Below are 13,220 nucleotides of genomic sequence, written 5' to 3'. Positions count from 1 at the left end.
TGCATAAAAATATATATTACACACAATAGGAGGAAAATAAAATGAAGGTAGCTGTTATTGGTGCAGGTACAATGGGTTCAGGTATTGCACAGACATTTGCTCAGGCTCAGAGCGTTGAGAAAGTATATCTTTGCGATATCAAGACAGAGTTCGCAGAGGGCGGATTTGCTAAGATTAAGAAAGGCCTTGACAAGCAGGTTGCTAAGGGCAAGAAGACACAGGAAGAGGCTGATGCTATCACAGCTAAGATCCAGACAGGTCTTAATGACATCTGTGCTGATGCTGATCTTGTAGTAGAGGCTGCTCTTGAAGTTATGGACATCAAGAAGAATCTTTTCAAGGAGCTTCAGGACAACATCGTTAAGAATCCTGATTGTATCTTTGCTTCTAATACATCATCACTTTCAATCACAGAGATTGGTTCAGGTCTTGCAAAGCCTATCATTGGTATGCACTTCTTCAACCCAGCTCCTGTTATGAAGCTCGTTGAGGTTATCCAGGGTGCTAACACACCAGATGACATGGTAGAGAAGATCAAGAAGATTTCTGAGGATCTTGGAAAGACTCCAGTACAGGTTAATGAGGCAGCTGGATTCGTTGTTAACAGAATTCTTGTTCCTATGATCAACGAAGGTATCTTCGTATATTCAGAGGGCGTTTCAGATATCGCTGGTATCGACACAGCTATGAAGCTTGGATGTAACCATCCTATGGGACCTCTTGAACTCGGTGACTACATCGGACTTGATATCGTTCTTGCTATCATGGATGTTCTTTACTCAGAGACAGGTGATTCCAAGTATCGTGCTTGCCCACTCCTTCGTAAGATGGTTCGTGGTAAGAAGCTTGGTGTTAAGACAGGCATCGGTTTCTACAACTATGCTGATGGAAATAAGGTTCCAACTGATATCTGATCGCTTAGCAAGTTATTGAACGAACTTAGCAATTAGGTACATTTGAATAAAAAATTTTTGAAAAAGAAATACGGAGGAAATTATAATGGATTTTCAGCTTGATCAGCAACATGAAATGGCTAGAGCTCTTTTTAAAGATTTCGCAGAAAAAGAAGTAAAGCCAAACGCTATAGAGGTTGATGAGACAGAGGTTTTCCCTATGGAAACCGTTAAGAAGATGCAGAAGTACGGCTTCATGGGTATTCCAATTCCTAAGGAGTACGGCGGACAGGGATGCGATCCTCTTACTTACATCATGTGCGTAGAGGAGCTTGCAAAGGTTTGTGGTACAACAGCAGTTATCGTATCTGCTCACACATCACTTTGCTGCGATCCTATCATGACATACGGAACAGAGGAGCAGAAGCAGAAGTACCTTGTACCTCTTGCAAAGGGCGAGAAGCTCGGTGCATTTGGTCTTACAGAGCCTATGGCTGGTACAGATGCTCAGGGCGTTCAGACTAAGGCTGTTCTTACAGAAGATGGTAAGGAATGGGTTCTTAACGGATCAAAGTGCTTCATCACAAACGGTGAGGTTGCTGATATTTACATCATCATTGCTTACACAGATATCGTAGAAGATAAGAAGGGTAGAAAGCAGAAGAAGTTCTCAGCTTTCATCGTTGAGAAGGGAACACCAGGATTCACATTTGGTACAAAAGAGAACAAGATGGGTATCCGTGGTTCATCAACATACGAGCTCATTTTCCAGGATTGCCATATTCCTGCAGAGAACCTTCTTGGCGCAAGAGGAAAGGGATTCCCTATCGCTATGCATACTCTTGACGGCGGACGTATTGGTATCGCTGCTCAGGCTCTTGGTATTGCAGAGGGCGCTCTTGACAGAACAGTTGAGTATGTAAAAGAGAGAAAGCAGTTCGGAAGAGCTATCGGTGCTTTCCAGAATACACAGTTCCAGCTTGCAAACATGGCTACACAGTGTGAAGCTGCAAGACTCCTTGTATATCAGGCTGCTGATGCTAAGAAAAATAAGGATGTTTACTCAGTAGAAGCTGCTAAGGCTAAGCTTTTCGCAGCTGAGGTTGCTATGGATGTAACAACTAAGGCTGTACAGCTCCATGGTGGTTATGGTTACATCAGAGAGTACGAAGTAGAGAGAATGATGCGTGATGCTAAGATCACAGAGATCTACGAGGGTACATCTGAGGTTCAGAGAATGGTTATCTCTGGAGCATTGCTTAAGTAATAGTGATCATCTGAAATATATAATCTGATAGAAGGAGAATAAAAATGAAAGTTGTAGTTTGCATTAAGCAGGTCCCTGATACAAAGGGCGGCGTTAAGTTCAAACCCGATGGAACATTGGATAGAGGTGCAATGCTTGCTATCATGAACCCTGATGACAAAGCAGGTCTTGAGGCAGCACTTAGATTAAAGGATCAGTATGGCGCAGAGGTTACAGTTCTTACTATGGGACTTCCTAAGGCTGATGCCGTACTTAGAGAAGCTCTTGCTATGGGCGCAGACAAGGCAATTCTTGTTACAGACAGAGTTCTTGGTGGCGCTGATACATGGGCAACATCTTCAACAATTGCTGGAGCACTTAGAAATCTTGAGTATGATCTCATCATCACAGGCCGTCAGGCTATCGATGGAGATACAGCTCAGGTTGGACCACAGATTTCTGAGCACCTTCATATTCCTGTAATTTCCTATGCTGAGGAAATCAAGGTTGATGAGAAGGCTGGCACTGTAGAAGTTAAGAGACAGTTCGAAGACAGATATCACATTGTTAAGGCTAAGATGCCTTGCCTTGTTACAGCTCTTTCAGAGCTCAATGAGCCTAGATATATGACTCCTGGCGGAATCTTTGATGCTTTTGCCAAGGAAGTTACAGTTTGGGGCAGACCAGATCTTAAGGATGTTGACGATTCTAACCTTGGTCTTAAAGGATCACCTACACAGATTGCAAAGGCTTCTGATAAGGTTAAGAAGGGTCAGGGCGAGAAGGTTGTTCCTGATTCAGCTGATGAAGCAGTTGACTATATCGTAGGTAAGCTTACTGAGAAACATGTAATTTGAGTGATATAGGGAATGAGTAAACACGGTGCAGTGCTTGCACTGTGCAGCGTGTTTATGAAATGACCGAACAGACATGAGGAAAAAGATATGTGAATGAAATGAAAATATCGATTTCCGAATGTATGTAGCATGGCGAGAGCGAAGCGGAGCCATGCGTATATCACAAATAAACAATAAATTGATTTGAATAAAGGAGAAGAGTCATGTCTTTAGAAGAATATAAGGGTGTATTTATATTTGCTCAGCAGGTAGACAATGAACTTTCAAGCATTGCGCTTGAACTTCTGGGCAAAGCCAAGAATCTTGCAGAAGATCTTGATGAGAAAAAAGTAACAGCTGTACTTCTTGGAAGCGATGTTAAGGGACTTGTTGACAAGCTTGCAGAGTATGGTGCTGATAGAGTAATCGTAGTTGATGATCCTGCACTTAAGGATTACAGAACAGAGCCTTATACACACGCTCTTGCATCTGTAATCAATGAGTACAAGCCTGAAATCCTCCTTGTTGGTGCTACAGCAATCGGTAGAGATCTTGGTCCTAGAGTATCATCAAGAGTACATACAGGTCTTACAGCTGACTGTACACAGCTTGAAATCGGAGATTTCCCTCTTGAGCCATCACCAGCTAGAGAGACCAAGCACAAACAGCTCCTTATGACAAGACCTGCATTTGGTGGTAACACAATCGCTACTATCGCTTGCCCAGACTTCCGTCCTCAGATGGCTACAGTTCGTCCAGGCGTTATGCAGAAGATTGATCCTATCAAGGGAGCAAAGGCAGAGGTTGTTGAGTACAATCCTGGTTTTGAAGAGAATGATTGCTATACAGAGATCGTTAAGATCGTTAAGGAAGCATCTTCAGTTGCTGATATCCAGGCAGCTAAGATCCTTGTATCTGGTGGTCGTGGAGTTGGTTCTGCAGAGAACTTCAAGCTCCTTGATGACCTTGCAGAGGCTCTTAACGGAACAGTATCCTGCTCACGTGCAGTTGTAGATTCAGGCTGGAAGCCAAAGGATCTTCAGGTTGGACAGACAGGTAAGACTGTAAGACCTCAGCTTTACTTCGCAATTGGTATTTCTGGAGCAATCCAGCACGTTGCAGGTATGGAAGAGTCTGATATCATCATCGCTATCAACAAAGATGAGAATGCTCCTATCTTTGATGTAGCTGATTATGGTGTTGTTGGAGATCTTAACAAGATCCTTCCAGCTCTTACAAAGAAGATCAAAGAGGCTCTTGAGCAGAAAGCCTGATAAATAAGACATTTCGGGAGGCCGTCACTTTTGTGGCGGTCTTCTTTTTTCCTTTTGTGGTATTTACTTGTGGGTATATGGTAAACTAAGTGAATATGAAACGGAAGGAAATAAAAAAATGGATAAAAAACAGAAATTACTAGATCTCATAGATAAGGCTGGTAAGGGCAGCATCGAAGCAGCTGAGCAGATTGCAGTAGGCTATTATAAAGGCGAGTTTGGTGAAAAGAACCTGGCCAAAGCCAAGAAATGGGCAAGCTATGCTGCCAAGCACGGCAGCGAAGTAGCAGAGGATCTGCTTAAAGAGCTATAAGATGTTTTGGCTGTAGAGGGTATAGAATTACAATAATTATTTGGGGACTTAAGTAAGAAAAATAATACATAATGGCAAAAGAATATAAAAAGATAATTGGAAAGATTAAAAGAAAATCATTAGTAGGGGTGCTTCTGGCTTCGATAATTGTGATTTCCGGATGCGAGAATCTGAGAAATTCAATGGAATTGGGTAAAATAGCAGAAAATGCGGATGAAAGTAGTGCTGAGAGCAGTGATAATAAGATTTTTCCCTATGTTGATGAAACTTTGAATGATATGCAGGCTGCACATTTCATCAGTGCTGCCTATGATGGCTATGAGTCCTGTGCGAGTAACTATTTTTATGAAGCGTCTTGCAAGATAAAGCTTGAGGATAATGAAGCAAGCTTTGTATTAGGAGATCCCTTTGGCGAACAGGGGAAGCTTGTTTTAATAGAAGTCAGGGATTTTTATTCTGATGAATATGCAAGGCTGGTGGTGAAACAGTTTGAAAATGGGCAGGAGAGAGATGATCTATGCTCTGAGGAGATTTCTTTTGATAAAAGTTCAGATAATCAATATGAAATATGTGTAACAGCATTCCCGGAAGTAGAAGGTATCACAGGTTCACTTCTTGGAATTTCAGTTAACAACGAAAATATAGGTGATTTTGAAGTAGAGAAGTTTCCTCTAGGTACAGTAGGAACTTATAAACGAAGAGGAACAAAGCCTGTTTATTTCGATGATTTCGAAGTGTTAGACCTTTATGCTGAACCTTCCAAGGTCATTTTCAAAGAGGATTTTGAAGGAAACTTTGTAAATGAACTTGTTGAATATAGCTATGAGAACGAGGCAACAAGTGCTTTTTCACCATACCATATTGATATAGATGATTCAGAAGAGGGAAAAAGATTATCAGTAAAAGCTGGCTTTGTGCTGTCACCAGCAAAGGCTAAGCCCGCTCCTAGCTTTAGGAGGACTTTTGTTACAGAAGATAAAGAGATAGAAAATGCTTATCTATGTCTGACTGCTCTTGGAAGCGTGGATGCTTATTTAAACAAACAAAAAGTTACAGATAACTTTTTTGATCCAGGGAAAATGTCATTTACCGACCATTTAAATTTTGTGGTCTATGATGTTACTTCCTTTGTGGAAAAAGATAATGAATTGCAGTTTGATTTGTTTCATGGATTTTTTGACAGAGGCGTTGGGTATCCTGAAACTGGCGGAGGCTGGGATGGATTATTAGGTGTAAAAGGTGTTCTTTCAATAAAATACAAGGATGGAACAAAGCAGATAATAGCCACAGATGATAGCTTTGAAGTGTGTGTGGATACAAGGTATAGATTCAATGATATTTACAATGGGGAAGTCATTGATGATAGGTTTAATGCAGACAACAGCAAATATACAAGTGTACTTGTGGATTCAGTTAGTGAGAAATATCTTAAAGTTCCGCTGACATTAAAGAAAAATCCTGGTATACAGATTGCGGAAACCTTGGACTGTGTAGACGTTTCAGAGCCAATACCTGGAACTTTTGTATATGACTTTGGCAAAGACTTTTCTGGAACAATCAGCATTAAGAAAGAAGCTCTTTTTGCGGCTGGAGCAAAAGAAGGAAGCGTTTGCACTTTTAGATATGGAGAAATTTTAAATTCAGAAAACCTTATAAATTCAGATGATGTACCTGGAACCGTATTTGTGGAGAACTTATTATCTGCTGATGCGACAGACTACTATATTCCAGGTGGTGCGTTTGAATATTCTGAAGAAGATATTTCTTTTAGTCATACCTACCATGGTTTCAGGTATGTTCAGATAACAGGTCTTGAAAAGGCAATTGATAAAGAGGCTATAAAAGGCTTGTTTATTTCTTCTGCTATAAAGGAAACAGGTAGCTTTACCTGTTCCAATGAGATTATCAATCAGTTCTATGATAATTCAAAAAATAGCATGCGAAGTAATATGATGGATGTACCTACGGATTGCGCTCAGAGAGATGAAAGGCTTGGCTGGTGCGGAGATGCCCAGATGACATCACTTTTTGGTATGTACCAGTATGATTCAAAGCTCTTTTACGAGAATTACGTAAAAGAAATGGTGGCAATGCAGACGGAGGAAGGAATGTATATGGATGCAATTCCTGTGAGGTACACCTTCGGAGGACATAACTGCTGGGGCGATGCGCCTGTAATAATTGCCTGGAATTTATATCTCCAATATGGTGATAAAGAGATACTGGAAGATAATTTTGACTCTTTTGCAAGGTGGATAGATTATCTCAAAAATACATCTGAAGATTATTATAGGGACGGAGGCGGTTATGGAGATCACTTGTCAGCTCAGGGAACCCCAGGAAGTCTTTCTGATACAGCATGGTGTGCGCACTCATCGAGACTGGTTGCTAAGATGGCTCAGATATTGGGGAGGGATGATGACTATTCCAGACTAAATGAAATTGCTGAAGCCTTTAGAGCAAAGTGGCAGGAAACATTTATAAAATCGGATGCTTCAGTGGAAACAGGTATTTTAACTGACGAATCAGAGACTGCATATGCTCTGGGAATTGATTTTGGCCTATTTGAAGAAAATTATGAGAGAATGGCAATTGATAGGCTAAAGCTACTTACAGAGTATGGACTATACATGTTTTATCCAGGGTATTCAGGAATGGATAGCTATTTGCCCGCGCTTTCAAAGGGAGGGTATGGAGAAGATGCTATAAAGGTTCTTTCAAATACTGAACCTGGTGGAATAGCATATCCTCTTACTATGGGACTTACCACCAATCCTGAAGAACTTGGGGCTTTTAAGAATACTGACGATGATGGCAACGAGTTCGATAATGGCGGATATGTGGTTAGAGGATCACTTGATCATGCTGCGTATTCTGCGGTGTGCTCTTATTTGTTTACTGGAATATTGGGGATAAAACCAGATGAAGAAAAACCTGGTTACCAGCATTTTTTCATAGAGCCTACTGTGCAGGGACTTGAGTATGCAAGTGGTAGTTTTTGTAGTAAGTACGGCGAGATTGCTGTTTTCTGGAATGCTACAGATAAAGTGATAACATGTACTGTTCCAAAGGGAAGCACTTGTACACTTGTATTGCCGGATGGAAGTATTACTGAACTACCTGAAGGACAACACGAAGCTTATTGGAATTAAAAAACATTTAGTACGAGAGGTAATAACATGAAAAGCATATTGGATTACGAAACAGTTTCACTTATAGATGAGGATGATGCCATAGAGATCATTGATCAGACCCTTCTTCCTGGTAAAATTGAGATCATACGTCTTCACACAGCAAAAGAAATATGGGATGCAATTTACCTTCTCCAGGTAAGGGGAGCACCAGCAATAGGCGTAAGTGCAGGTTTTGGTCTTTATCTTCTCATGAAACATTCAAAGGCTTCCTCTTATGAAGAATTTATGGCTGAGCTAAAAGAAAAGTCAGATTACCTCAATTCATCAAGACCTACAGCAGTTAATTTGTCTTGGGCACTTAAAAGAATGGAGAGCCATGTAGCCAGCTATTATGAAAAAGTTAAAGAAGATGCGTTGTCCTTTGATGATGCTCGAACAAAACTCATAAACGAAATGAGAGATGAGTCAGAGAGAATAAAAGCTGAAGATGTTGATGTCTGCCGCAGGATTGGAGAAAATGGCCTGACTCTTATAAAGGATGGATATGGCCTCCTTACTCACTGCAATGCAGGACAGCTTGCTACCTGCAAATATGGAACAGCAACAGCACCAATGTACCTGGCTCATGAAAGAGGTATGAAGATAAAAGTATACTGCGACGAGACAAGACCACTCCTTCAGGGAGCAAGACTTACAGCCTTTGAGCTTCACTCTGCAGGAATAGACACAACACTCTTATGTGATAACATGTCAGCATCACTTATGAAGAGCGGTGCAATCAATGCCATATTCGTTGGATGTGACAGAGTTGCCGCTAACGGTGATGCCGCTAATAAAATTGGAACCAGCGTTGTGGCAACAGTTGCTAAGCGTTACAATATTCCATTTTATGTATGTGCACCTACATCAACCATCGATATAAATACAGCCACAGGCGCTGATATAAACATTGAGCAGAGAAAGCCTGAGGAAGTAACAGAAATGTGGTACAAGGAGCGCATGGCACCAGAAGGCGTTAAAGTCTATAACCCAGCCTTTGATGTTACAGACGCAGACCTCATCACTGGCATAGTAACAGAATACGGCGTCCTTCATGCACCTTACGACATAGCAATCCGCGACCTCTTCACCCAATATAAGAGATGAACACATAAAACAGTTGCTGATAAATTAATTTATCACGGTATCATAAGCAACTATACAGTGCTAAGACATATATTGTACAAAATATATCCCCCCCGGGGGCTTGTGAACACTATGTGATTTCCCCTATACTTCTTCTAGTGTACTGACTCATTCATAATTAACCAAATTGCTTGTCAGTACACTAGTGACAATCGTAGAGCAGGTTGACTGCGAAGCTTGCGCAGAAAGAGTGTATGTTATTTTACGACTTTTCAAACTATGTAGATGAGACCAATCAATTTCAAGTGCCTATGCACGCAGAAATTGATTCTCTGGGCTCATCGGAATTCCCAGTTTGACAGGAGTAAAAAACATACATCTTTCGAAGTAAGCTTTACAGTCAACCGTCTTGATAAATATAGAAGTACGGGAGGAAATCACACAATGCATATGGCTGACGCCCTTGTGGCACCAGCAGTAGCTGGAACAATGTATGTTTTATCAACAGGAGCAGCAGGAGTTTCTGTTAAAAAAGTAAGAGAGGAAAATGACCCAAAGAAAATTCCAGTAATGGGCGTTATGGGAGCATTCGTATTTGCTACACAGATGCTCAACTTCACCATTCCTGGTACAGGATCATCTGGACATCTTTGTGGAGGAATGATGCTATCTGCTATGTTGGGACCTTACGCAGGATTCCTTACTATGATAGGAGTACTCCTTGTTCAATGCCTTCTTTTTGCTGACGGTGGGCTATTGGCTCTTGGATGTAATATATGGAATATGGCCTTTTATGGGTGCTTTATAGGAGCGCTATTAATTTGGAGACCTATTATGAAGAAAGGTGCCAGCAGATTGAAGATTGCCATTGCATCGATTTTAGGATGCGTTCTGACTCTTCAGCTTGGCGCATTCTCAGTTACACTTGAGACATTCTTTTCTGGAATAACAGAGCTTCCTTTCTCAGTATTTATGGCAACAATGCAGCCTATTCATCTTGCCATCGGATTTGTAGAGGGACTTATTACTGCAGCCGTTCTTATCTTTGTCAATGAGGCAAGACCAGAACTTCTCTGGGGCGTAGGCAGAGATGAAAATGTGGTAAAAGAAGGAAAACTCTCTTTCAAGGGAACAATCATAGCTATTGCAGTAGCAGCAGCTATCTGCGGCGGAGCTATTTCTCTTTTTGCTTCAGCATTCCCTGATGGACTTGAGTGGTCTATGGAGCAGGTTGCTGGAACAACAGAGCTTGAGGCAGAAGGTGGAGTATACGACACAGCTGCAGGCATCCAGGAGACAACTTCTCTTTTGCCTGATTATGCATTTAAGGACAGCGAATCAGCTGTCGGAACAAGCTTCTCTGGTATAGTTGGAGCGCTCGTGGTAGTTGGTGTCTGTGTTGGAGCATCATATGCTTTTAGATTCTTTAGAAAAAAAGAAAACACTAAGATTGCGTAATAGGCTAAATATGCATATTAAGTGATGTTATTTTGGGCCGGATATAATATACTTAGTACATGAACTCAATAGAAAAAAATCTTCGCGAATTAAATAAATTACAAAACTTGCAGCAGCGTTCTCATTGGATGAATAGTCTTCATCCTTTGGGGAAGCTGCTTCTTAGCGTTTTGTATATTTTTACAGTTGTTTCTTTTAACAAGTATGCGCTGGCGCCCCTGATCGTCATGTCTGTATATCCTTTTTTTTCCTTTATTGTGGGAGAGTTGTCCTTTAAAGAGGGAATCTATAGGATGAGGCTGATATTGCCATTGGTTTTGTTTGTGGGAGTATTTAATCCATTTCTAGACAGGCAGATTGTGGGATATATTGGTAAGTTGGCAGTTTCGGGCGGCGTGCTGTCCATGATCACAGTGATGATCAAGGGTTTTTATAGCGTTTTGGCTGTGTACATTCTGATAGCAACAACATCGATTGATGATATATGCTATGCCTTAAGAGTACTGCATTTCCCAAGAATCATGGTAATAGTGGTCATGCTGATCTACAGATACTTTGGAGTAATGGCTGTGGAGGCGGACAGGATAATGACAGCATACAAACTAAGAGCTCCCTCACAGAATGGCATCAATTATAAGGCCTGGGGAACATTGGTTGGACAGTGGCTTTTGCGCAGCATGGACAAGGCAGAAAGAGTTTATGAGAGCATGCTTCTTAGAGGTTTTACAGGAGATTTTAGGATCAGGAAAAAGAAAGTGCGGCTTGCTGACATTTTTTATCCAGTTATTTGGATTGTCATATTTGTAGTTATCAGACATTCAGGGATTTTTGGAGAGTGAGAAATGCATACAGGTATTCATGGAGAAATACTTAAAATTGAACATTTGAGCTTTGCTTATGAAAAAGAAGAACCGGTTCTAAGTGATATAAATCTAATGGCTCATGATGGCGAGAGTATCGGTATAATCGGAGCTAACGGAATCGGAAAATCCACGCTGATGAAGCTTCTTGTGGGATTGTATCTTGATTATGAAGGCGTTCTTGAGATTGCAGGACATCCAGTAGACAAGAAAAACTTAAATCACGTCAGAGAGCATATCGGATACGTGTTTCAGGACTCAGATAGTCAGCTCTTTTTATCAACAGTTGAAGACGATGTGGCCTTTGGACCTCAGAACTACGGCTTATCAGATGATGAGGTTGAGAAAAGGGTAGTAGATGCTCTGGAGAAAGTCCACATTACAGACCTTAGAAAAAAGCATACCTATAAACTATCCGGAGGAGAGAAAAAACTGGCTTCAATAGCCACGATCCTTGCCATGAATCCGGATATCATAATCATGGATGAGCCTGAGGCAGCGCTTGATCCAAGGAACAGGAAAAATCTTATCAGGATTATAAATGAGATTAATTCTCTAAAACTCATCACTTCACATGACCTGGACTTTATCATGGATACCTGTGAGAGAACGATTTTACTGGATGAGGGCAGGATCATAGCTGATGGAAGGAGCACTGAGATATTGCAAAATGAATCTCTTTTGACAGAGCACGGTCTGGAATTGCCGCTTCGATTACAGAAGTGATATAGGCACCTTCAAAGTACCATAAACTCGCGGATTGATTGTAAGGGATTCGTTGAGAAATAAACAATATAGTGATAAAATTAATAATAATGCACAGATAATAGTGGTTGTTATTGATTTTAGATATATGCAGCATAAAACATTAGTTAATGACGGAGGAAAGTTATGGCAAGAAAAGTAGTTTTAGCGGGAGCATGTAGAACAGCGATTGGTACAATGGGTGGAACTTTATCAACCACACCAGCACCAGCACTTGGAGCAATTGTAATAAAAGAAGCTCTTAAGCGTGCAGGAGTTAAGCCTGAGCAGGTTGACGAAGTTTATATGGGATGCGTTATCCAGGCAGGACTTGGACAGAACCCGGCAAGACAGTCAGCAATCAATGCTGGTATTCCGGTAGAAGTACCTGCTACAACAATAAATGTCCTGTGCGGATCAGGTCTTCACTGCGTAAACCTTGCAGCCAAGCTCATTGGTATGGGAGACGCAGATATAATCGTTGCTGGTGGAATGGAGAATATGTCAATGGCTCCATACCTTATGCAGCAGGGCCGTTACGGATACAGAATGGGTTCTGGAGAACTTCAGGATGCAATGATAAAGGATGCGCTTACTGATGCTTTTGGTGGATATCATATGGGTATCACAGCTGAGAACATTGCTGAGCAGTGGCATCTTACAAGACAGCAGCTCGATGAGTTTGCTGCATGGTCACAGAATAAAGCTGAGGCAGCTATTGCTGCAGGCAAATTTAAGGAAGAAATCGTTCCTGTAGAGATCAAGAAAAAGAAAGAGACAATAATATTTGATACAGATGAAGGCCCTAGAAAGGGTGTAACTGTTGAGGGTATTTCCGGACTTAAGCCAGCATTTAAGAAGGACGGCGGTGTAGTAACTGCTGCAAACTCATCAGGAATCAATGATGCAGCTTCTGCAATCATCGTTATGAGCGAAGAAAAGGCAAAAGAACTTGGTGTAAAGCCACTTGGAACCTGGATTGCAGGTGAACTTGCAGGCGTAGAACCTAGCATTATGGGTATTGGCCCTGTAGCAGCAACTCAGAAGGTTATGAAGAAGGCTGGATATACAATAGGTGACTTTGATCTTATCGAGGCTAACGAGGCTTTTGCAGCTCAGTCAGTAGCTGTTCAGCATGACCTTGGATTTAGCAATGATGTTCTCAATGTAAATGGTGGTGCTATTGCACTTGGACATCCTGTAGGATGCTCTGGAAACAGAATCCTTGTATCTCTTTTGTACGAAATGCAGAGAAGAGATGTTCATAAGGGACTTGCTACTCTTTGTGTTGGCGGCGGAATGGGCTGCGCAGCTATTGTTGAGAGATAATAGGACCT

The 13,220-nt window shown here is 41.4% G+C and carries 11 protein-coding genes; all 11 read left to right on the top strand.

From position 1 onward, the window contains the following. Window positions 1-41 precede the first annotated feature (41 nt). The 11 genes from G631_RS0107460 to G631_RS0107410 all read left to right on the top strand — a co-directional run bounded on the left by G631_RS0107460 (window position 42) and on the right by G631_RS0107410 (window position 13,212). Window positions 42-914 (top strand): 3-hydroxyacyl-CoA dehydrogenase family protein, encoded by an 873-nt coding sequence (locus G631_RS0107460; RefSeq protein WP_026488918.1) that lies wholly within the window; start codon window positions 42-44, stop codon window positions 912-914. 85 nt (window positions 915-999) lie between these two features. Beyond that, entirely contained in the window at window positions 1,000-2,160 is a 1,161-nt protein-coding gene (locus tag G631_RS0107455) for an acyl-CoA dehydrogenase (protein WP_026488917.1), read from the top strand. A gap of 44 nt (window positions 2,161-2,204) precedes the next feature. Next, window positions 2,205-2,996 carry an electron transfer flavoprotein subunit beta/FixA family protein gene (locus G631_RS0107450; protein WP_026488916.1) on the top strand — a complete coding sequence of 264 codons (792 nt, stop codon included), beginning with the start codon at window positions 2,205-2,207 and terminating at the stop codon, window positions 2,994-2,996. A 203-nt stretch (window positions 2,997-3,199) separates the two neighbouring features. Further along, on the top strand, window positions 3,200-4,249 hold the full coding sequence (locus G631_RS0107445) for an electron transfer flavoprotein subunit alpha/FixB family protein (RefSeq protein WP_026488915.1): 1,050 nt from the start codon (window positions 3,200-3,202) through the stop codon (window positions 4,247-4,249). A 118-nt stretch (window positions 4,250-4,367) separates the two neighbouring features. Further along, a complete protein-coding gene (locus G631_RS0107440) occupies window positions 4,368-4,562 on the top strand; it encodes a hypothetical protein (RefSeq protein WP_026488914.1) in 195 nt (64 codons plus the stop codon). A gap of 182 nt (window positions 4,563-4,744) precedes the next feature. Beyond that, window positions 4,745-7,714 carry an alpha-L-rhamnosidase gene (locus tag G631_RS0107435; RefSeq protein ID WP_207637878.1) on the top strand — a complete coding sequence of 990 codons (2,970 nt, stop codon included), beginning with the start codon at window positions 4,745-4,747 and terminating at the stop codon, window positions 7,712-7,714. A gap of 27 nt (window positions 7,715-7,741) precedes the next feature. Next, on the top strand, window positions 7,742-8,842 hold the full coding sequence (mtnA, locus tag G631_RS0107430) for an S-methyl-5-thioribose-1-phosphate isomerase (protein ID WP_026488912.1): 1,101 nt from the start codon (window positions 7,742-7,744) through the stop codon (window positions 8,840-8,842). A gap of 423 nt (window positions 8,843-9,265) precedes the next feature. Next, window positions 9,266-10,279: an energy-coupling factor ABC transporter permease gene (locus G631_RS0107425; protein WP_026488911.1), complete on the top strand. Its 1,014-nt coding sequence runs from the start codon at window positions 9,266-9,268 to the stop codon at window positions 10,277-10,279. Between the two features lie 128 nt (window positions 10,280-10,407). Continuing rightward, entirely contained in the window at window positions 10,408-11,118 is a 711-nt protein-coding gene (cbiQ, locus tag G631_RS0107420) for a cobalt ECF transporter T component CbiQ (protein WP_242829076.1), read from the top strand. A 3-nt stretch (window positions 11,119-11,121) separates the two neighbouring features. Beyond that, window positions 11,122-11,865, top strand: a complete 744-nt coding sequence (locus G631_RS0107415; RefSeq protein ID WP_035789479.1) for an energy-coupling factor ABC transporter ATP-binding protein — start codon at window positions 11,122-11,124, stop codon at window positions 11,863-11,865. A gap of 165 nt (window positions 11,866-12,030) precedes the next feature. Next, window positions 12,031-13,212: an acetyl-CoA C-acetyltransferase gene (locus tag G631_RS0107410; RefSeq protein WP_026488908.1), complete on the top strand. Its 1,182-nt coding sequence runs from the start codon at window positions 12,031-12,033 to the stop codon at window positions 13,210-13,212. The last annotated feature ends 8 nt before the right edge of the window (window positions 13,213-13,220 follow it).

Origin of the sequence: Butyrivibrio sp. XBB1001 (assembly GCF_000424505.1) — a bacterium.
GTDB lineage: Bacteria > Bacillota > Clostridia > Lachnospirales > Lachnospiraceae > Butyrivibrio.
This window is presented reverse-complemented; position numbering and strand designations above follow the sequence as displayed.